Annotated in this window: 20 protein-coding genes; 16 read left to right on the top strand and 4 right to left on the bottom strand. The window is 72.1% G+C overall.

Translation table 11 applies throughout. From position 1 onward, the window contains the following. Positions 1-52: 52 nt before the first annotated feature. The 14 genes from OG904_RS09450 (at position 53) to OG904_RS09385 (ending at position 14720) form a co-directional block, all read left to right on the top strand. Positions 53-988, top strand: a complete 936-nt coding sequence (locus OG904_RS09450; protein WP_405489275.1) for a GNAT family N-acetyltransferase — start codon at positions 53-55, stop codon at positions 986-988. Between the two features lie 109 nt (positions 989-1097). Further along, on the top strand, positions 1098-2726 hold the full coding sequence (locus OG904_RS09445; protein WP_405489273.1) for an ABC transporter substrate-binding protein: 1629 nt from the start codon (positions 1098-1100) through the stop codon (positions 2724-2726). Positions 2727-2756: 30 nt separating this feature from the next. Continuing rightward, positions 2757-3680 carry an ABC transporter permease gene (locus tag OG904_RS09440; RefSeq protein WP_405489271.1) on the top strand — a complete coding sequence of 308 codons (924 nt, stop codon included), beginning with the start codon at positions 2757-2759 and terminating at the stop codon, positions 3678-3680. Then, positions 3673-4674 (top strand): ABC transporter permease, encoded by a 1002-nt coding sequence (locus OG904_RS09435; RefSeq protein WP_405489269.1) that lies wholly within the window; start codon positions 3673-3675, stop codon positions 4672-4674. Before OG904_RS09440 ends, OG904_RS09435 begins: the two co-directional genes overlap by 8 nt. A 12-nt stretch (positions 4675-4686) precedes the next feature. After that, a complete protein-coding gene (locus OG904_RS09430) occupies positions 4687-5661 on the top strand; it encodes an ABC transporter ATP-binding protein (protein ID WP_405489267.1) in 975 nt (324 codons plus the stop codon). Further along, on the top strand, positions 5654-6712 hold the full coding sequence (locus OG904_RS09425) for an ABC transporter ATP-binding protein (RefSeq protein WP_405489265.1): 1059 nt from the start codon (positions 5654-5656) through the stop codon (positions 6710-6712). Before OG904_RS09430 ends, OG904_RS09425 begins: the two co-directional genes overlap by 8 nt. A 359-nt stretch (positions 6713-7071) precedes the next feature. Next, positions 7072-7266, top strand: a complete 195-nt coding sequence (locus OG904_RS09420; RefSeq protein WP_405489263.1) for a hypothetical protein — start codon at positions 7072-7074, stop codon at positions 7264-7266. An 88-nt stretch (positions 7267-7354) separates the two neighbouring features. Beyond that, positions 7355-8263 (top strand): N-acetyl-1-D-myo-inositol-2-amino-2-deoxy-alpha-D-glucopyranoside deacetylase, encoded by a 909-nt coding sequence (gene mshB, locus OG904_RS09415; protein ID WP_405489261.1) that lies wholly within the window; start codon positions 7355-7357, stop codon positions 8261-8263. Beyond that, on the top strand, positions 8260-8643 hold the full coding sequence (locus tag OG904_RS09410) for a DUF6113 family protein (RefSeq protein WP_405489259.1): 384 nt from the start codon (positions 8260-8262) through the stop codon (positions 8641-8643). Before mshB ends, OG904_RS09410 begins: the two co-directional genes overlap by 4 nt. Before the next feature lie 401 nt (positions 8644-9044). Then, on the top strand, positions 9045-11057 hold the full coding sequence (locus OG904_RS09405; protein WP_405489257.1) for a hypothetical protein: 2013 nt from the start codon (positions 9045-9047) through the stop codon (positions 11055-11057). Between the two features lie 141 nt (positions 11058-11198). Beyond that, complete coding sequence (locus OG904_RS09400; protein WP_405489255.1) at positions 11199-12161, top strand: ABC transporter ATP-binding protein; 963 nt, start codon at positions 11199-11201, stop codon at positions 12159-12161. 8 nt (positions 12162-12169) lie between these two features. After that, positions 12170-12922, top strand: a complete 753-nt coding sequence (locus OG904_RS09395) for an ABC transporter permease (RefSeq protein WP_405497894.1) — start codon at positions 12170-12172, stop codon at positions 12920-12922. Between the two features lie 5 nt (positions 12923-12927). Continuing rightward, entirely contained in the window at positions 12928-14106 is a 1179-nt protein-coding gene (locus OG904_RS09390; RefSeq protein WP_405489253.1) for a sensor histidine kinase, read from the top strand. Then, positions 14103-14720 (top strand): DNA-binding response regulator, encoded by a 618-nt coding sequence (locus OG904_RS09385; protein WP_405489251.1) that lies wholly within the window; start codon positions 14103-14105, stop codon positions 14718-14720. The genes OG904_RS09390 and OG904_RS09385 overlap by 4 nt, the downstream gene beginning before the upstream one ends. 77 nt (positions 14721-14797) lie before the next feature. Here OG904_RS09385 and OG904_RS09380 read toward each other — a convergent pair whose 3' ends face one another. Both OG904_RS09380 and OG904_RS09375 read right to left on the bottom strand, forming a co-directional pair. Beyond that, positions 14798-15589 carry a tetratricopeptide repeat protein gene (locus tag OG904_RS09380; protein WP_405489249.1) on the bottom strand — a complete coding sequence of 264 codons (792 nt, stop codon included), beginning with the start codon at positions 15587-15589 and terminating at the stop codon, positions 14798-14800. Beyond that, positions 15586-16578 carry a GNAT family N-acetyltransferase gene (locus OG904_RS09375; RefSeq protein ID WP_405489247.1) on the bottom strand — a complete coding sequence of 331 codons (993 nt, stop codon included), beginning with the start codon at positions 16576-16578 and terminating at the stop codon, positions 15586-15588. The genes OG904_RS09380 and OG904_RS09375 overlap by 4 nt, the downstream gene beginning before the upstream one ends. 117 nt (positions 16579-16695) lie before the next feature. Between OG904_RS09375 and fdxA the strand changes: the two genes are divergently transcribed. Then, positions 16696-17025, top strand: a complete 330-nt coding sequence (gene fdxA, locus OG904_RS09370; protein ID WP_405489245.1) for a ferredoxin — start codon at positions 16696-16698, stop codon at positions 17023-17025. 142 nt (positions 17026-17167) lie between these two features. Continuing rightward, positions 17168-18268 (top strand): succinyldiaminopimelate transaminase, encoded by a 1101-nt coding sequence (gene dapC / locus OG904_RS09365; RefSeq protein ID WP_405489243.1) that lies wholly within the window; start codon positions 17168-17170, stop codon positions 18266-18268. A 75-nt stretch (positions 18269-18343) separates the two neighbouring features. On the opposite strand, the gene OG904_RS09360 is transcribed toward dapC, so the two are convergent. Both OG904_RS09360 and OG904_RS09355 read right to left on the bottom strand, forming a co-directional pair. Continuing rightward, positions 18344-18697: an ATP-binding protein gene (locus tag OG904_RS09360; RefSeq protein ID WP_405489241.1), complete on the bottom strand. Its 354-nt coding sequence runs from the start codon at positions 18695-18697 to the stop codon at positions 18344-18346. Positions 18698-18997: 300 nt separating this feature from the next. Beyond that, positions 18998-19993 (bottom strand): hypothetical protein, encoded by a 996-nt coding sequence (locus OG904_RS09355; RefSeq protein ID WP_405489239.1) that lies wholly within the window; start codon positions 19991-19993, stop codon positions 18998-19000. Between the last annotated feature and the right edge of the window lie 70 nt (positions 19994-20063).

The following is a 20063-nucleotide window of genomic DNA, read 5'->3' as shown; positions in this document are numbered from 1 at the left end:
GCGCGGGGAAAGCCGGTTGCGGTCCGGCCCGCGGCCGTCCGAGAGTGGTCCGATGAGCGACCAGCTGACCGTACGTCCCGCCGGGCCCTCGGACGCCGGGGACATCTGCTGTCTCCTCAACGCCGTCGACCTCGTCGAGATCGGCCGCCCCGAGACCGACCTCGCCGCCGTCGAGGCCGACCTGCACCATCCCGACGTCGATCTGGCCAGGGACTCCTGGCTCGCCTTCGAGGGCGGCCGGCTCGTCGCCTACGCCATGGTGTGGGCCGACTCGGGCCCCGGCCGCGTCGACTCCGAGCACTACGCACTGCCCGGGCACCGCGCGGCCGCCGTGCGGCTGCTGGAACGGATGGAGGTCCGGGCCCGCGAACTCGCCGCCGGCGCACCCGGCGCCTGGCTGAGGCTCCAGCTCAACGTCGAGCCCACCCTCGACGCGGACCTGCTGCCCGGCCGCGGCTACCGGACCGTGCGCCGCTACCAGGTGATGACCCGCGCCCTGGAGCCGGACCGGGCGGCGCCGGCCCCGCCCGCCGGGCTCACCCTGCGCCCCTGCGACGGGGACGAGGCCGAGCGCCGCCGCGCCCACGCCCTGATCGAGGAGAGCTTCGCCGAGCACTTCGGCCACGTGGAGCGCCCGTACGAGCCCTGGCTGGACCACATCGACGGCCGCGGCCTGGACTGGTCACTGGTCTGGATCGCGAGCCTGCCCGCGCTGGGCGACGTAGGGGTCCTGCTGACCCGCGACGACCGCACCAGCATGGGCTGGCTCAGTCACCTCGGCGTCGTCGGGGCCGCACGCGGCCGCGGGGTCGGCGGCTTCCTGCTGCGCCACGGCTTCGCCGCCTACGCGGCGCGCGGCCGCTCCACGGTGGGCCTCGGCGTGGACACCGGCAACGAAACCGGCGCACTCGCGCTGTACGAGGCGCACGGCATGACGATGCACTACGCCGTGAACACCTGGGAGCTCGCTTTGCACTCGCAGGGGTGACAGGCGGGGGACGCGAGGGTGCAATCGGTCCAACGAGGAGTGTGCGGGACCCCACATAGGGTGACATTGGGCCCTAAGTGAGTCTTGGGATCCCAGTAGGAGGCACTCCATGCGCGGAGCCACCCACGCCAAGTGGGCCGCATGCGCGGCGGCCGTCGTCCTGGCGGCGACGGCCTGCGGCGGCGGCGGAAGCGACAGCGGCGGGGGCGGTGGCGAGGGAATCATCAGCTCTTCGTGGGGTGACCCGCAGAACCCGCTGGAGCCCGCCAACACCAACGAGGTCCAGGGCGGCAAGGTCCTCGACATGATCTTCCGGGGTCTGAAGCGGTACGACCCGAAGACCGGCGAGGCCAAGAACATGCTCGCCGAGAAGATCGAGACCACCGACAGCCAGCACTTCACGATCACGCTGAAGGACGGCTGGAAGTTCAGCAACGACGAGCCGGTCACCGCGCAGTCGTTCGTGGACGCCTGGAACTACGGCGCGGACGTCAGCAAGAAGCAGAACAACTCGCCGTTCTTCTCCGACATCGTCGGCTACTCGGACGTGCACCCCGCCTCGGGCGACCCCAAGGCCAAGACCATGTCCGGCCTGGTGGTCAAGGACCCCAAGACCTTCACGGTCGCGCTCAAGGAGAAGTTCTCCACCTGGCCCGAGACCCTCGGCTACCAGGCGTTCTCCCCGCTGCCCAAGGCCTTCTTCACCGACCACGACGGCTGGCTGAAGAAGCCCGTCGGCAACGGCCCGTACTCGGTGGACTCGTACACCAAGGGCACCGGCATGAAGCTGCGCAAGTGGGACGCCTACACGGGCGCGGACAAGGCGGTCAACGGCGGCGTGGACCTGAAGGTCTACACCGACAACAACACCGCCTACACCGACCTGATCTCCGGCAACCTCGACCTGGTCGACGACATCCCGGCGCAGCAGCTCAAGAACGTCAAGAACGACCTGGGCGACCGGTACATCAACCAGCCCGCCCTGATCATCCAGACCCTCACCTTCCCGCTCTACGACCCCAAGTGGAGCAAGGAGGGCATGGAAAAGGTCCGCATCGGCATCTCGATGGCGATCAACCGCGACGAGATCACCAAGCAGATCTTCAAGGAGACCCGCACCCCGGCCAAGGACTGGACCTCCAAGGCCCTCGGAGACAAGGGCGGCTTCTCCGCCACCGCCTGCGGCGAGGCCTGCTCCTTCAACCCCACCGAGGCCAAGAAGCTCATCGATTCGGTCGGACTGCCCGGCGGCAAGGTCACGCTGACGTCCAACGTGGACACCGGCTCGCACCGCGAGTGGATGGACGCCGTCTGCAACAGCATCAACAACGCGCTGGGCGAAGGCCCGGTCTGCACGGTCAACCCCGTCGGAACGTTCGCCGACTTCCGCAACCAGCAGAGCTCCTACAAGCTGGCCGGCCCCTTCCGGTCCGGCTGGCAGGCCGACTACCCGCTGATCCAGAACTTCCTCGAGCCGCTGTACTTCACGGGCGCCTCCTCGAACTACGGCAAGTTCAGCAACGCGGACTTCGACAAGCTCATCGACGAGGCCAACCGGGAGAGCGACACGGCCAAGGCGACGGCCAAGTTCCAGGAGGCGGAGAAGATCCTCGCCGCCCAGATGCCGTCGATCCCGCTCTGGTACCAGAACGGCAGCGCCGGCCACTCGGAGCGGATCTCGGACGTGGAGCTCAACCAGTTCAGCGTCCCCGTCTACGACCAGATCAAGGTCAGCTGACCCGTCCACGGATCGATCCTGGAGCAGTCCATGGGACGTTATGTGATCCGGCGACTGCTCCAGATGATCCCCGTGTTCATCGGCAGCACGTTCCTGATCTTCTTCATGGTGTACGCGCTCGGTGACCCCGTCGCCGCCCTCTTCGGCGACAAGGCCCCCGACCCCGCCACCGCCGCCCGCATCCGCAAGGACCTCTACCTCGACCGCCCGCTGTGGGAGCAGTACCTGCACTACATGGGCCAGATCTTCAAGGGCGACTTCGGCACTGCCTTCAACGGCCAGAAGGTCACCGAGCTCATGGCCACCGCCTTCCCGGTGACCCTGCGCCTGACCATCGTCGCGATCGTCATCGAGATCATCGTCGGCATCACCCTCGGCGTGATCAGCGGCCTCAAGCGCGGCAAGTCCATCGACACCAGCCTGCTGGTGCTCACCCTCGTGGTCATCTCGGTGCCGACCTTCGTGACCGGCTACCTGCTGCAGTTCGTCTTCGGCGTCAAATGGGGCTGGGTACGGCCCACCGTCTCCCCGGACGCCCCCTTCAACGAACTCATCCTGCCCGGCATCGTCCTGGCGCTGGTCTCCCTCGCCTACGTCACCCGGCTCACCCGGACCTCCATCGCCGAGAACGTCAAGGCCGACTACGTCCGCACCGCCGTCGCCAAGGGCCTGCCCCGGCGCCGGGTCGTCACCCGCCACCTGCTGCGCAACTCGCTGATCCCCGTCGTCACCTTCATCGGCACCGACATCGGCGCCCTGATGGGCGGTGCCATCGTCACCGAGCGGATCTTCAACATCCACGGGGTGGGCTACCAGCTCTACCAGGGCATCCTGCGCAACAACTCCCCGACGGTGGTCGGCTTCGTGACCATCCTCGTCATCGTGTTCCTGCTGGCGAACCTGCTCGTCGACCTGCTCTACGCGGTCCTGGACCCGAGGATCCGTTATGCCTGAGCCCGAGCGACCCGCCTTCGACCCACTGAGCGCCGGCGCCCACGAGGCCATCGCCCCCACCGGCCAGGGAGGGGCCATGGATCTCGCGCTGGAGGAGGCCGAAAGCCTGGAGAAGGAGCTCGGGGGAGGACCCGCCGGACCCCAGGAGAAGGCCCGCTCCCTGTGGTCCGACGCCTGGCACCAACTGCGCCGCAACCCCGTCTTCATCTTCGCCGGCCTGCTGATCCTCTTCCTCGTCGTCATCGCGATCTGGCCCCAGCTCATCGCGAGCGGCGACCCCCTCAGATGCGACCTGTCCAAATCGCAGCAGGGCTCCTCCCCGGGCCACCCCTTCGGCTACGACACCCAGGGCTGCGACGTGTACACCCGCACCGTCTACGGGGCCCGCGCCTCCATCACCGTGGGCATCTGCGCCACCCTCGGCGCGGCCCTCCTCGGCTCGGCGCTCGGCGGGCTCGCCGGTTTCTTCGGCGGCTGGGCCGATTCGCTGCTCTCCCGGGTCGCCGACATCTTCTTCGGCATCCCCGTGGTCCTCGGCGGCCTGGTCTTCCTGTCCGTGGTCACCAGCACCACCGTCTGGCCCGTCGTCGGCTTCATCGTGCTGCTGGGCTGGCCGCAACTGGCCCGCATCGCCCGCGGCTCGGTCATCACCGCCAAACAGAACGACTACGTCCAGGCCGCCCGGGCGCTCGGCGCGGGCAACGGCCGGATGCTGCTGCGCCACGTCGCACCCAACGCGATCGCGCCCGTCATCGTCGTCGCCACCATCGCGCTCGGTACGTACATCGCCCTGGAAGCCACCCTGTCCTTCCTCGGCGTGGGCCTGCGCCCGCCGACCGTCTCCTGGGGCATCGACATCTCCAACGCCGCCTCCCAGATCCGCAACGCCCCGCACATGCTGCTCTACCCGGCGGGCGCGCTCAGCATCACCGTGCTCGCGTTCATCATGCTCGGCGACGCGGTGCGCGACGCCCTCGACCCCAAGCTGCGCTGAGGAGCCCCGTAGATGCTGCTCGAAGTGCGCGATCTGCACGTGGAATTCAAGACGCGGGACGGAGTCGCGAAGGCCGTCAACGGAGTCGACTACTCGGTGGCCGAGGGCGAGACGCTCGCCGTGCTCGGCGAGTCCGGCTCGGGCAAGTCGGTCACCGCACAAGCCGTCATGGGCATCCTGGACATGCCGCCGGGCCGCATCACGGGCGGCGAGATCCTCTTCAAGGGCCAGGACCTGCTGAAGATGAAGGAGGAGGAGCGCAGGAAGATCCGCGGGGCCGGAATGGCCATGATCTTCCAGGACGCGCTGTCCTCCCTCAACCCCGTGCTGAGCGTGGGCGCCCAGCTCGGCGAGATGTACGAGGTCCACCGCGGGATGTCCCGCAAGGACGCCAGGGCCAAAGCGGTCGAGCTGATGGACCGGGTGAAGATCCCGGCGGCCAGGGAGCGGGTGGGGGACTACCCGCACCAGTTCTCCGGCGGCATGCGCCAGCGCATCATGATCGCCATGGCGATGGCGCTCGAACCCTCGCTCATCATCGCCGACGAGCCGACCACGGCCCTGGACGTCACCGTCCAGGCCCAGGTCATGGACCTCCTCGCGGAGCTCCAGCGCGAGCTCAACATGGGCCTCATCCTGATCACCCACGACCTCGGCGTCGTCGCCGACGTCGCGGACAAGATCGCGGTCATGTACGCCGGCCGGATCGTCGAGACCGCCCCCGTCCACGAGATCTACAAGAACCCCGCCCACCCCTACACCCGCGGCCTGCTCGACTCGATCCCGCGCCTGGACCAGAAGGGCCAGGAGCTCTACGCCATCAAGGGCCTGCCGCCCAACCTGCTGGCCATCCCGCCCGGCTGCGCCTTCAACCCGCGCTGCCCGATGGCCCGGGCCGTCTGCCGCACCGACGTGCCGCCGCTGGCCGAGGTCGGACCGGACCGCGCCAGCGCCTGCTTCTTCTGGAAGGAGTGCCTCGGTGGCTGAGTCCATCCTGGAGGTCAGGGACCTGGTCAAGCACTACCCGCTGACCCAGGGCATCCTCTTCAAGAAGCAGGTCGGCGCCGTCAAGGCCGTCGACGGGGTCTCCTTCGACCTGCGGGCCGGCGAGACCCTCGGCATCGTCGGGGAATCTGGCTGCGGCAAGTCCACCGTGGCCAAGATGCTGGTCAACCTGGAACGCCCCACGGCGGGGGCCATCCGGTACAAGGGCGAGGACCTCGCCAAACTGTCCGGCAAGGCCCTCAAAGCCGTCCGCCGCAACATCCAGATGGTCTTCCAGGACCCGTACACCTCGCTGAACCCGCGGATGACGGTCGGCGACATCATCGGCGAGCCCTACGAGATCCACCCCGAGGTGGCCCCGAAGGGCGACCGGCGCCGCAAGGTGCAGGAGCTCCTGGACGTCGTCGGCCTCAACCCGGAGTACATCAACCGGTACCCGCACCAGTTCTCCGGCGGCCAGCGCCAGCGCATCGGCATCGCCCGCGGCCTCGCCCTCCAGCCCGAGATCATCGTGGCCGACGAGCCGGTCTCCGCGCTCGACGTCTCCGTACAGGCCCAGGTGATCAACCTCCTGGAGCGCCTCCAGAACGAGTTCGACCTCTCCTACGTGTTCATCGCGCACGACCTCTCCATCGTCCGGCACATCTCCGACCGGGTCGGCGTCATGTACCTGGGCCGGATCGTCGAGATCGGCACCGACACGCAGATCTACGACCACCCCACCCACCCGTACACCCAGGCGCTGCTCTCCGCCGTCCCGGTCCCCGACCCGGCGGCCCGCACGGGGCGGGACCGGATCATCCTCTCCGGCGACGTGCCCTCCCCGGCCAACCCGCCGTCCGGCTGCCGCTTCCGCACCCGCTGCTGGAAGGCCGAGGCCCGCTGCGCGACGGAGGTCCCGCTCCTGGAGATCCCGGCCTTCCTCCCGGGCGGCCCGGCGGCCCATCCCTCGGCCTGCCACTTCGCTTCCGAGCGGCAGGTGGTCCCGCCGTCCGACACGCCGCCGGCGCCGGGACCGCTGACCAAGGAGTGAGCTTCGGCCCCCCGCCACCGCTCATTTCTCGCCACAGCTGCGAACGGCACCACAACTCCTCCACAACTCGGTTTACATGTAGGCAACTTGACCGTTTCTGCCCCGAGATCTGGGCCCGGCAGCCTGGGTCCGGTGCGGCCGTGCGGGTGCCGACAGCCGGCCGGGGAGGCGTACAGGCTCCCCGGCCGGTACTCCCGTGACCCCGGAGGTGCGCGGCGTGCGCCCCTCGTGCTGCCGGAATCGATCGATGTGCTGGTACGGATAGTTATGATCCGTAGCGCACGGTGGGTATGACTCTGCCGAGCACCGAGTTGCGAGTACGCGAACCCGATGTCCGCTCGACGTGGAGGTGAAACGCCGTGGCACTATCGATCTCGGCCGTGGTGCTGCTGGCGATCGTCGTGTTCCTGCTGGTCCGGCGCTCGGGCCTGAAAGCGGGTCACGCCGCGGTCTGCGTGCTGCTCGGCTTCTACCTGGCGAGCTCGACCATGGCTCCGACGCTCTCCCAGCTGACCTCCAACGTGGCGAGCATGATCAGCGGCCTGAAGCTCTGACGGCCCGAAGCTCCAACGGCCCGAAGCTCTGGCGGCCGGGGGTGCGGCCTCGTGGGGTCCGGGGCGCCGGGCCTCGTAGGCTTGCCCCATGAACGGTCTTCCCGCCCGTCGGCTCCTCCTCGTGCACGCGCACCCGGACGACGAGTCGATCAACAACGGCGTCACCATGGCCAAGTACGCGGCCGAGGGCGCCCATGTCGCGTTGGTGACCTGCACCCTCGGCGAGGAGGGCGAGGTCATCCCGCCCGGACTCGCCCACCTCGCGGCCGACCGCGACGACACCCTCGGCACGCACCGCATCGGCGAGCTCGCCGACGCGATGCGCGAACTGGGCGTCGCCGACCACCGCTTCCTCGGCGGCCCCGGCCGCTTCCGGGACTCCGGGATGATGGGCGCCGAGCAGAACCGCCGGCCCGGAGCCTTCTGGTCCACCGACGTGGACGAGGCCGCGGGGTACCTCGTGGAGGTGATCCGCGAACTGCGCCCCCAGGTCCTCGTCACCTACGACCCGGACGGCGGCTACGGCCACCCCGACCACATCCAGGCCCACCGCGTCGCCACCCGCGGCGCCGAACTGGCCGCGGATCCCACGTACCGCCGGGACCTGGGCGAGCCGCACGCGATCGAGAAGCTCTACTGGAACCGCGTCCCGCGCTCGGTCGTCGAGGAGGGCTTCGCCCGGCTGCGCGCGGCCGGGGGCGGCACCCCCTTCCCCGGGCTGGCCGAACCGGACGACGTGCCGGGCGTGGTGGCCGACGGGCGGATCACCGCCGAGATCGGCGCCGACGGGGCAGCGGACGAGGCCTTCGTGGCCGCCAAGACCGCCGCGATGCGGGCGCACGCGACCCAGATCGCCGTGGACGGCCCCTTCTTCGCCCTCTCCAACGACCTGGCGCAGCCGCTGTTCGCCCGCGAGTACTACGAGTTGGCCGCCGGCCGGCCGGGCGCCCCGGCGGGCGAGCGCGAGCGCGACCTCTTCGCGGGGGTGCGGGCATGACCGGGACCTGGACCGCGGGACGGATCGCCACCGTGCTGGGCCTGTTGGTGGCGGGCGTGCTGACCGGCACGGCCGGCTGGCTCGTGGTGGACCTGTGGCTCCCGGGCGGGCTGCTGCTCGGGCTCCTCGCCCTCTTCGGGCTGTTCCTCGGCGGCCGGATCGCCCTGGGAACCGGCATCGGGGTGGGGGCGGGCGCCGCCGGCTGGTTCCTCTCCTACGTGTTCCTCAGCCTGCCGAGACCGGAGGGCGACTTCCTGCTCAGTTCGTCCGGAATCGGCATGTACGCCTACCTTTTGGGCGGTGTGGTGCTGGCTGTGATGTGCGCCACGATGAACGGGCCGGGGGACCGGCCGCTTTCGGCCGTCAAGGCCGCCAGGTGACGTGGGGCCGGACACCCGCCACTCCTTGACGAACGGCCCGGAAGGCGGCCTTCCGGGCCTACGGGCCCTGCGGTACGGGGGATCGGCGGGTGCGCCGGGGGTGTCCGGAAGGGCCTTGAAGAGGGCCGGGAGGAGGCCTTCGATCCTGGGAGTCGGGTGCGCTCCGGCGGCGGACAGTATGGTGGACCGGCCGCCGAGCTGCCCGCGCACGGTATGACGGGCGGTGGAGCCGATCGGGAGAACCTGCCTTGAGTCGTGAAACTGACAGTCCGTCCTCCGGGCCCAACGGGCGCGGTGGAGCCGCCTACCCCTCGGGTACGCCGCCGTATGGAACCGGCCAGAATCCGTCCACGACTGTGCCGTCCGGACCGGGCGCGGCTACCACCCCGGAGGAGAGTTCTGTGACCGCACCGCCCGCCAAGCCGTCCACGCCGGATTCCGACGGGCCCAAGACGGAGACCCAGCTGACGACCCGGATCCGGATCAACATCCCGGGTTCGCGGCCGATTCCGCCCGTGGTCGTACGCACGACCGTGCCGGAGCCCGAGGGCGAGCCGGAGCCCGCGGCCGCGTCGGCCCCGGAGCCGGCCCCCGAGCCGTCCCCGGCCGAGGAGACGGCCAGCAACTGGTTCGCGCCCCGCAAGGCCGCAGCGGCGCCCCCGCGGGCCCAGGCCCCGGCGGCGGGCACCGCACCCGCGGGCCCCGGCGCCCCGCGCCACGACACTCCCGCGCAGGGCTTCGCCCCGCCCCCGCCCGCCGGCCCGCGCCCCGGTGCGCCCACGGGCCCCGGCCCCGGCGGCCCCGGCCCCGCCGCCGGCCGGATGCCCGCCGCCCCGGCTCCGATGCCGCCCGCCGGCCCGCGCTTCGACACGCCCCCGGGCGGCTTCGCACGGCCCCCGGCGGGTCCGCGCCCCGGTGCGCCGGCGGGCCCCGGCCCGGGTGGCACCGGCGCCGGTCCGGGCTTCGCCGCACCGCAGGCCGGAGCCGCCCGTCCGGGTCCGGGTGCCCCCGCGGGCCCCGGCACCGGCCTGGGGCGGGGTCCCGGCGTCGGCGTCGGCCCCGGTGCGGCTCCCGGCGCCGGTCCCGGCGTTCCGCAGCCCGGGGCGGGTGCCGCGTACGGCTCGGGCCCCGGACCCGTGCCCCGGGGCCCAGGAGCCGGCGGTCCGGTCGGTGGTCCGGCCGGCGGTCCCGCCTTCGGCGCCGGCCAGGACACCCCGACCATGGGCTTCGCGGGCCCCCCGTCCGGCCCCGGCCTGCCCGGCTACGGCTCCGGCCCGGCCGGGCCCACCGGCGGGCCCGCGCTGGGGACCGTACCCGTGGGCGATGCGCGGGAGCCCCGCTGGCCCGGCCCCGAGCTGGACGCCACCGGACTCCCGCATCCGCAGCCCGCGCCGGTCCCCCGGGCCGCCGGGCAGAGCGTGCCCGCCCCGGCGGCGCCCTCGGCGAAGTCCAAGGCGTCCTCCCGGCCCGCCAAGAAGGGCCGCAACAAGCTCGTCCTGCTCGGCGGCGCCCTCTTCGGGCTGCTCGCCGTGGCCTACGGCGCCGGTCTGCTCCTGAACCACTCCGACGTCCCCAAGGGCACCACCGTCCTCGACGTCGACATCAGCGGTACCCGCGACGAGGCCGTGGCCAAGCTCCAGACGGCCTTCGGCAACCGTGCGGCCGCCCCGCTCCAGTTCACCGTCGGGGGCAAGCCGGTCGAGCTGAAGCCCGAGAAGGCCGGCCTGAGCCTGGACAGCCAGACCACCGTGCGCAACGCGGCGGGCAGCGACTACAACCCCGTCACGGTCATCGGCTCCCTGTTCGGCAGCGAGCGCAGGGCCGAGCCGGTCATGCCCACCGACGAGGAGAAGCTGCGGGTCGCCCTCCAGGAGCTGGCCGGAACCGCCGGGTCAGTCACCGAGGGCACCATCACCTTCGACACGGGCAAGGCCGTGGCCGTCCCCGGCAAGCCCGGCTCCACGCTCGACGTGGACGGGTCCGTCGGCCTGGTCAACAAGGCCTTCCGCGACATGGTCGCCTCCGGCAAGGCCGCCCCGGTCGAACTCCCGATCGCCACCAAGGACCCGGTCGTCGGCAAGGACGAACTGGACCGGGCCATGAAGGAGTTCGCCGAGCCCGCGATGTCGGCGCCCGCCACCGTCAAGGCGGGCGGCAAATCGCTCCCCTTCGGCTCCAAGTCCCTGCCGAAGATCCTCAGCATGCAGGTCGTGGACGGCCACCTCGTCGAGAAGTACGACCTGGAAGCGCTCAAGACGACCTACGGGAACGCCTTCGACGGCGTCCTCATCACGCGCGGCACCGGCGAGAAGACCGCCGTCACCCCGCAGGACGTCGCCGTGGCCCTCGGCAAGGCCCTGCGCGGCAAGACGACCGCGGAGCGGACCGCGGTCATCGACACCAACGCGAACTGAGCCCCTGCCCGGAGCCCCTGCCCGGACGCCGGGGAGGGGCTCCGGCGCATCCGCGTCATGCCCGCCGCATGACATCCGTCATGCGGCTCCCACGACGCGGGACACTGCCGCACGGACCCCCGTACGGGCGAGTCTTGAGCCATGAAGACGACGACCGCGACGCACTCCAGCGCCGCCACGGAGCCCGGCAGCGGCAATGCCCCCGCCGGCGCGGCCGTGGTGAGCTTCCGAGACGTGACCAAGAACTACGGCCCGGTCCGGGCGGTCGACGGACTCACCCTCGACCTCCACCCGGGCGAGACCGTCGCGCTCCTCGGCCCCAACGGCGCCGGCAAGTCCTCCACCCTCGACCTGATGCTCGGCCTGCGCCCCGCCGACTCCGGCTCCGTCCAGCTCTTCGGCACCACCCCCCGCGAGGCCATCGCGGCCGGCCGGGTCGGCGTGATGCTGCAGACCGGCGGCCTCATGGAGGACGTGACCGTACGCGAACTGGTCACGCTCACCTGCGCCCTGCACCCCCGCCCGTACCCCGTGGACCAGGTGCTCGGCCTCGCCGGTGTCTCCGACATCGCCGGCCGGATGGTCAACAAGCTCTCCGGCGGCCAGGAGCAGCGCGTGCGCTTCGCCCTCGCCACGGCCGGTCACAACGACCTGATCGTGCTCGACGAGCCGACCACCGGCATGGACGTCACCGCCCGCCAGGCCTTCTGGGCCACCATGCGCGAGCAGGCCGCCCAGGGCCGCACCGTCCTGTTCGCCACGCACTACCTCGAAGAGGCGGACGCGATCGCCGACCGGGTCCTGGTCCTGAGCAAGGGCCGGCTCCTCGCCGACGGCACCGCCGCCGAGATCAAGGCCAGGGCCGGCGCCCGCCGGATCGCCTTCGACCTCACCGAGGGCGCGGTCGACGAACAGGCCCTGCGCGAGCTCCCGCACCTCACCGGCTTCGAGCGGCACGGGGAGACCGTCCGGCTCCAGTCCAGCGACGCCGACGCGACCGTCCACGCCGTGTACGCCCTGGGGGCCTACCCCCGCAACCTGGAGGTCGCGGGCCTGGGCCTGGAACAGGCCTTCATCGCCCTCACCGAGGCCGAGGAGGCCTGAGCGACATGATGAACACCGGAACGACGAAGCTCGTCACGCTCGAGATCACCCGGGCCCTGCGCAACAAGAAGTACATGTTCTTCACCGTCCTCTACCCGGCAGCCCTCTTCCTGATGCTGGGCGGCACGCTGAGCGGCTCGACGAAGGCCATGGGCAGCGACCTCCCCCTGCCCGCGTTCTACATGGTGGCGATGGCCTCCTTCGGCGCCCTGACCGCCGTCCTGATGGGCAACAGCGAGCGCATCGCCAAGGAGCGCGAGTCCGGCTGGATCCGCCAGCTGCGCCTCACCTCCCTGCCCGGCCGCGGGTACGTCATCGCCAAGACCGCGAGCGCCGGCGTGCTCTCGCTCCCCGCCATCCTCGTCGTCTTCGCGGTGGCCGCGGGCGTCAAGGGCGTCCGGTTCGAAGCCTGGCAGTGGCTCGCGCTCACCGGTTCCATCTGGGCCGGCAGCCTGGTCTTCGCCGCCCTCGGCGTCGCGCTGGGCTACCTCGCCAGCGGAGACACCGTCCGACCCGTCACGATGCTCTTCTACTTCGGCCTCTCCATCCTCGGCGGCCTGTGGATGCCCACCGCCAACTTCCCGCAGTGGCTGCGCAACATCTGCGAATGGCTCCCGACCCACGCCTACGCCGGCCTCGGCCAGGCCATCGAGCTGGGCGGCGCGCCGCACGCCAAGGACGTGGCGATCCTCGCCGTGTACTTCGTACTGTTCACTGGTGCCGCCGCCTGGCTGTACCGCAAGGACTCCCTGAAGGCGTGAGAGCCGTGACCAGCAGCCCGGAAGCCGGGGAACCGACGGGGGTACCGGGCGCGACCCGGGTCGGGGTCCCGCCGGAGAACCGCCGGCAGAAGATCGTGAAGGGGCTGTGGATCGGCCTCTGGCTCTTCTACCTCAGCGCCCCCGTCACCGACCTGATCAGCGGCGGCCACAGCACCGGAGCCCGGCTGCTCGGCGGCCTGGGCCTGGTGACCTTCGTCGCCTGGTACCTGATCCTCGTCTTCCGCACCGCCCGGCAGATGGACACCCGACGGGTCCTGTTCTCCGTGGCGGTGCTCGCCGCCCAGGCCAGCGTGCTCTCCCTGGCGCTGGGCCGCGAATGGCTCGTGCTCTTCGTCTACGTGGCCATCTCCTCCGGAGCGGCCCTGCCCGGGGAGATCTCCCGCTGGACCGTCCCCGGCGCGACGGCGCTGCTCACGGCGACGGCCCTCGCGGTGCCGGGCGGCAAGGCCTACCTGGCCGGTCTGCTGATCCCCTCCCTGATGGGCGGGTTCGCGATGGTCGGCATCCGCGCGATGATCCGCACCACCATCGAGCTGCGCCAGGCACGGGCCACGGTGGCGCAGCTCGCGGCCAACGAGGAACGGCTGCGGATGGCCCGCGACCTGCACGACCTGCTGGGCCACTCGCTGTCGCTGATCACGCTCAAGAGCGAGCTGGCCGGGCGGATGCTCCCGGACCAGCCCGAGGCGGCCGCCCGCCAGGTCGCGGACATCGAGCAGGTCAGCCGGCAGGCGCTGGTCGACGTACGGGAGGCCGTGAGCGGCTACCGGCGGCCGACGCTGCCCGGGGAACTGGCCGGCGCACGCACCGCGTTGACGGCGGCCGGCATCCTCGCCGACCTCCCGTCGGACTGCGACGCGGAACTCCCGGAAGAGATCGAATCGGCCCTCGCCTGGGCCCTGCGCGAGGCCGTCACGAACGTGGTCCGGCACAGCGGCGCGAAGCGCTGCACGGTCGGCCTCGCCGCCCGCCAGACCCTGGCGGGCCCGGTCGCCGAACTGACGGTCACCGACGACGGATCGGCCGGCCCCACCGTGCCGGGCAACGGCCTGACGGGCCTGACGGAACGACTGGAAGCGGTGGGCGGCACCCTGTCCGCAGGAGCTTCGGGGAAGACCGGCTTCCGGCTCCAGGCCCGCATCCCCATAGGATCGCAGTCATGAGCCCACGCCCGATCCGGATCCTCCTGGCGGAAGACCAGTCCATGGTCCGCGAGGCGCTGGCGGCCCTCCTCGGCCTGGAGCCGGACATCGAGGTGCTGGCCCAAGTCGCCCGCGGCGACGAGGTGGTGGCGGCGGCCCGGGCCCACGACGTCAACGTCGCCCTCCTCGACATCGAGATGCCGGGCATGACGGGCATCGAAGCGGCCGCGGCCCTGCGCTCGGCGCTCCCCTCCCTCCGGATCGTCATCCTGACCACCTTCGGCCGGCCCGGCTACCTGCGCGGGGCGATGGAGGCCGGCGCCTCCGCCTTCCTGGTCAAGGACGCGCCGGCCGCGCAACTCGCCGCGGCGGTACGCAAGGTGCTGGCGGGCGAGCGGGTCATCGACCCCAACCTGGCGGCGGCGGCCCTCGCGGAGGGCGCCAACCCGCTGACCGACCGCGAACGGGAGGTCCTGCGCGAGGCGGAGTCGGGCGCGACCAACGCGGAACTGGCCACCCGCCTCCACCTGTCCCAGGGCACGGTCCGCAACTACCTCTCGACGGCCATCCAGAAACTGGCGGCCCGCAACCGCGCCGAAGCGGTACGCGTGGCCCGCGAAAAGGGCTGGCTCTAACCCCTGCTGCGCCGCTCCCGGGGGCTAGGCCGGCTCTTTCGGATCTTGCGGGCCCGACAAGATCCGAAAGAGACGGCCTAGTTCAGCAAGGCCCTGGCCGAGACGGCCTCCGCGCGGATGCGGTCGGCGACCGGCGGGTCGATCACGTCGACGACCTGCGCGTAGGACTCCAGCTCGGCCGCCCCCCGCGCGAAATCCCCCCGCTGCACGAGCAGCTTCGCCCGCTCGTACCGCAACGCCGCCGGATGCGACGGCAGCAGCAGCGCCAGGTCCAGCGTCCACAGCGCCACCCCCGAGTGCTCGGGCCGCGTCGAGGCCCAGGCCCGGATGTTGTTCAGGATCCGCAGGACGATGGCCAGCGTCCGCGCCGCGGTCCGGGGCCCGGCCGCCAGCTCCGCCGGCCCCGCGCCCAGCGAGGCGCCCCCCGCGAAGGGGTCGACGACCACGCCCTCCTCCGGATCGCCGAAGCCCACCACGAAGTGCCCGGGCAGGGCCAGCCCGTACACCGGGGCCCCGGCCCGCCGGGCCACCTCCAGCCAGACCACGGACAGCAGGATCGGCAGCCCCCGGCGCCGCCGCAGCACGTCGTGCAGGAACGAGGACGAGAGCCGGTCGTAGTCACCCGGGGTCCCGTGGAACCCCATCCGCCCGCCCAGCAGCGCACTGACCGCGGAAGCCCACGCGGCCGCGCCCCGCAGCCCGTACGGCAGCATCCCCGCCATCCGGTCCAGCTCGATCTGCGCCCAGTCCATGACCCGCTCGTCGAGCTCCGGGTCCCCCTCCGCGGCCAGCAGCAGGCACAGCGTGGCCAGGTCCGGCCGCTCCGCCCGCGCCTCCTCGGCGAACCGCTCCCGCCACGGCGAGGTCACACCGCCACCCGGCGGTAGTGGTGGTAGGAGTGGTGGGTCGCGAAGCCCATCCCCTCGTACAGCGCCCGCGCCCCGGTGTTGTCCTCCTCCACCTGGAGCCAGGCCGCCGACGCGCCCTCCTCCAGCGCCCGCCGCGCCAGCGCCGCCATCACGGCCGAGGCGAGGCCGCGCCGCCGGTGTTCCGGATCGACCTCGACCGCCGCGAAACCGGCCCACCGGCCGTCCACCACGAGCCGCCCGATCGCCAGGCCGCCCGCCGCCGCGAACCACACCGACGGCCCGGCCGTCAGCACCCGGCGGGCGGTCTCCGGGTCCTTCACCCGCCCGTAGCGCCCGAGCCAGTCCTCGTCCGGGGCACGGGTCAGCCGTACGTCCGAGACCAGGGCCTCGTCCACGTCCAGGTCCGCGACCGCCGCCAGCCCGCCGATGCGCACCTGCGCCGAGACCTCGCGGGCCCAGCCCCGGGCCTCCAGCTCCGCGCACAGCATCTCCTGCGTGCCCGCGGCCCCCGTGGCGGCCTGGACGTAGGCCGGAAGTCCTCTTTCCGCATACCAGGAGGTCACTCGCGCGAGTGCATCGTCCAGCGGGATCCCGGGATCACCGAGCGCCAGCACCGAGTTGGCCCGCCGGGTGAATCCGCCGGCCGCGCGGAGCGTCCACTCGCCCAGGGGCTCGTTCTCCAGCGGTACCCAGGCCCGCGCTGAGGTCCGCGCGAGTTCCCCGAAGGAGGCCGCCGGGCCCCTGCGCCGGGCCGGCGCGGCCGGTACGACCTTGCCCGCGACCAGCGAGGATTCCGCGATTCGGACGGACTCGCCGGTCTTTCGTGTGATCGTCACCACACCGGTGTTCCAGGATGTGAGAACCCCTACCGTGTCCGTGAACGCGGGGGCCCCGCCCGAGCCGCGCTCCACCCGTCGTACAGAGACACGTTTACCCACGTCAGCGGGTGTAATCCGGATCTCCAGCCGTCCACCGGCAGTGATTTCCACAGCTCTGTCCGCCCCTCCTGTTCGGATCGTGCCCGGGAACGGAGATACTAGAGGCGGGCATCGACGACGCCGCGCTCCCGCGCGATATGGAAAGCCCTACCGAGGAGGAACGAGAGCGTGACCTACGTCATCGCGCAGCCTTGTGTCGACGTCAAGGACAAGGCATGCATCGAAGAGTGCCCCGTCGACTGCATCTACGAGGGCCAGCGGTCCTTGTACATCCACCCGGACGAGTGCGTCGACTGTGGTGCGTGTGAGCCGGTCTGCCCGGTCGAGGCCATCTTCTACGAGGACGACACTCCGGAGGAGTGGAAGGACTACTACAAGGCGAACGTCGAGTTCTTCGACGAGCTCGGTTCGCCCGGTGGTGCCTCCAAGCTCGGCCTGATCGAGCGCGACCACCCCTTCGTCGCAGCGCTTCCCGCGGACATCAACCCGAGCCACTGACGGTCGGGTACCGCCCCACGCGCGTCCCTCGGTCCCGTACGGCTCACAGCCGCACGGGGCCGAGGTGTTTGCGGCCGGCGCGGTCCACCGGCGCAGTCCACCGGTACAACGAACCACCCCTGGAAAGCGAAAAGAGCGCATCGTGGCCGCAGTCTCAGCCCGTCTTCCCGTCTTCCCCTGGGACAAGCTGGAGCCGTACAAGGCGACGGCGGCGGCCCACGCGGACGGCATCGTCGACCTCTCCGTCGGCACCCCGGTCGACCCGGTGCCGGAAGTGGTCCAGCGTGCCCTGATCGAGGCCGCGGACTCCCCGGGCTACCCCACGGTGTGGGGCACCGCCGCCCTGCGCGACGCGATCACCGGCTGGGTGCGCGGCCGCCTCGGCGCGAGCGCCGCCGGGCACCGCAACGTCCTGCCGGTCGTCGGCTCCAAGGAGCTGGTGGCCTGGCTGCCGACCCAGCTGGGCCTCGGCGCCGGCGACCAGGTGGCGTACCCCCGGCTCGCCTACCCGACGTACGAGGTCGGCGCGCGGCTGTGCGGCGCCGAACCGGTGGTCTACGACGACCCCACCACCGATCTCGACCCGGCCCGCGTGAAGCTGCTGTGGCTGAACTCCCCCTCCAACCCCACCGGGAAGGTCCTCCCGAAGGAGGAGCTCGTCCGGATCGTGGCCTGGGCCCGCGAGCACGGGGTGCTGATCTTCAGCGACGAGTGCTACCTGGAACTGGGCTGGGAGGCCGAGCCCGTCTCCGTCCTGCACGACGAGGTCTGCGGGGGCTCCTACGAGGGCATCGTGAGCGTGCACTCGCTCTCCAAGCGGTCCAACCTGGCCGGCTACCGGGCGGCCTTCATCGCCGGTGACGCCGAGGTCCTCGGCGAGCTGCTCCAGATCCGCAAGCACGGCGGCATGATGACCCCGGCCCCGGTCCAGGCGGCCACGGTGGCGGCGCTGGGCGACGACGCGCACGTGGAGGAGCAGCGGGTGCGCTACGCGGCCCGCCGGGACGCGCTGCGCACGGCCCTGGAGGCGCACGGCTTCCGCGTCGAGCACAGCGAGGCCAGCCTGTACCTGTGGGTGACCCGCGACGAGCCCTGCTGGGACACGGTCGCCCACCTCGCGGAGCTGGGCATCCTGGTCGCGCCGGGCGACTTCTACGGCGAGGCGGGCGCGCGCTTCGTCCGGGTGGCCTTCACGGCCACGGACGAGCGCGTCGCGGCGGCGGTCAAGCGGCTGGCGCCGTAGCGCACGCGCCTACGGACGGCCCGAGGGGCCCGGGAGTTCGTGCTCCCGGGCCCCTCGGTGTTCTTGCGGCGGCGCTTAGCCGAGGCCCGGCAGCCCGCCCGGCAGACCACCGGGCAGCCCGCCCGGAAGGCCGCCCGGCAGGCCCGCCGGGAGCCCGCCGAGGAGGGAGCCCGCCGTGCCGGTCAGGTCGGCGGGGGCGGCCGGGAGGGCCGGGAGGGTCTTGGTCGCGGTGCCCGCGGTCTCCGTGGCGGTCGCGGCGGTGCCGTCCACGGCGGGGGCCGCCGCGTCCGGCGCGGTGAGCGCGCCCAGCTGCGGCACGGACTCCAGGCCCGCGGCGCTGGCCACGCCGGCCGCACCGACCACGGGAGCTGCCCCGGCTGCGAGGAGCAGCGCGGTACGGGCGATCCGGCGGGTCAGGGGGAGGGACATGATGCTCCTAAGCGGTAGCGGCTGAGTACGCCGTTACAACCGCTCGGAGGGGGGCGCGAGTTGCGGAGCCGATGGGTAAAGGATCAGTAACGCATCGTTTAATCGGCTTCCGTGCCAACCGGGTTGGAGCCGCGCCGACCTGCACTTGTCCGGCCTCCGGGGCCTCCGTGTCCGCCGTACGGGTCACCCCCGATCGGAGGACGGCTCGTACGTCCGAGCGAGTACCCTGGCCGGCCCGGACGGGCGGCCCATACCGGCCCGGGCGGGTGGCCCTGGCCGGCCCGGACGGGGCCCGGCGACTCAGGCGCGCACGAAGATCCGGATCTGCCCCGGGGGCGCGCCGCGGGGGTCCCCGGCGCCGTCCTTGGCCCCCGCAGCGTCCTTGCCCCGCCACCGGTCGCCGTCCGCGCCCGCGATCCACGCGCTCAGGGAGTACGAGACCCGGGCGATCCCCAGCTCGCGGGAGTTGGCCACCGCCCACATCGCGAGCGCCTGCCCGGAGCGCCTCGCCGCCTCGCCGTCGCCCCCCTTCGCGACCAGGGTCACCTCGGCCTCCCGGGCCGTCCCGTCCGCCGGGGCCCCGGCGGTTCCGCCCGGCGCCGCCGGCAGCATGTGCGGCCCGTTCTTGCCGACCAGCCGGGACAGCTCCGCCCTGACCTTCGCCGGATCACCGGCCCGGGCGGGCGCCGGCCCGGTGCAGGTCAGGTGGCCGCCACCGGTGAAGGCCGTGGTCAGGACCGTCGCGTCCGGCTCGTGCTTCGCGTACGCCTGCGGGAAGGCGCTCATCTGCACCTTCTGCGCGGCCACCGTCAGCGGCATCCGCGAGTACCCCTTGACCTCTTCCAGCCGTTCGTAGAAGATCCCGGCCGAGTACACGGGGTCCATGATCTGTGCGGGCGTGCCCCAGCCCTGCGAGGGCCGCTGCTGGAACAGCCCGAGCGAGTCGCGGTCGCCGTGGTCGAGGTTGCGCAGCATCGACTCCTGCATCGCGGTCGCCAGCGCGATCGTCACGGCCCGGTCCGGCATCCCCCTGGAAACCCCGACGGCGGCTATCGTCGCCGCGTTCGCCGCCTGCTCCGGGGACATCTCGTAGGACTGGCCGGTGGCCTGACCGGCGCCGACGTCCATGGGATCGACCGAGGCCGTGCAGTAGGGAGTGCCCCCTCCGCCGTTCGACGCGCGCTGCACGAAGAAGTACCCGGCGACCGCCACCAGCACCAGGAAACCGGCGGCCCAGCGGAGCGGGCGGCGGCGGCGACGGGGTCGGGGCTGCTCGGTCTGCGACACGCCGCCCACCGTACTTGAGCCGTTCGACGCGTCCCATCGGCCGGACGGACAAGGCTTTGCCGCAGTCCGGGGGGTTAGG

Origin of the sequence: Streptomyces sp. NBC_00096, from assembly GCF_045041305.1 — a bacterium.
Taxonomy (GTDB): domain Bacteria; phylum Actinomycetota; class Actinomycetes; order Streptomycetales; family Streptomycetaceae; genus Streptomyces.
The sequence above is the reverse complement of the archived record's forward strand: the minus strand, read 5'-3'. Positions and strand labels throughout refer to the sequence as shown.

Coding starts and splice junctions, on each gene's coding strand:
- OG904_RS09395 (WP_405497894.1), top strand. CDS start 12,170: ATGAACACCGGAACGACGAAGCTCGTCACGCTCGAGATCACCCGGGCC.
- OG904_RS09450 (WP_405489275.1), top strand. CDS start 53: ATGAGCGACCAGCTGACCGTACGTCCCGCCGGGCCCTCGGACGCCGGG.
- OG904_RS09410 (WP_405489259.1), top strand. CDS start 8,260: ATGACCGGGACCTGGACCGCGGGACGGATCGCCACCGTGCTGGGCCTG.
- OG904_RS09400 (WP_405489255.1), top strand. CDS start 11,199: ATGAAGACGACGACCGCGACGCACTCCAGCGCCGCCACGGAGCCCGGC.
- OG904_RS09440 (WP_405489271.1), top strand. CDS start 2,757: ATGGGACGTTATGTGATCCGGCGACTGCTCCAGATGATCCCCGTGTTC.
- OG904_RS09435 (WP_405489269.1), top strand. CDS start 3,673: ATGCCTGAGCCCGAGCGACCCGCCTTCGACCCACTGAGCGCCGGCGCC.
- OG904_RS09385 (WP_405489251.1), top strand. CDS start 14,103: ATGAGCCCACGCCCGATCCGGATCCTCCTGGCGGAAGACCAGTCCATG.
- OG904_RS09430 (WP_405489267.1), top strand. CDS start 4,687: ATGCTGCTCGAAGTGCGCGATCTGCACGTGGAATTCAAGACGCGGGAC.
- mshB (WP_405489261.1), top strand. CDS start 7,355: ATGAACGGTCTTCCCGCCCGTCGGCTCCTCCTCGTGCACGCGCACCCG.
- OG904_RS09445 (WP_405489273.1), top strand. CDS start 1,098: ATGCGCGGAGCCACCCACGCCAAGTGGGCCGCATGCGCGGCGGCCGTC.
- OG904_RS09360 (WP_405489241.1), bottom strand. CDS start 18,697: ATGTCCCTCCCCCTGACCCGCCGGATCGCCCGTACCGCGCTGCTCCTC.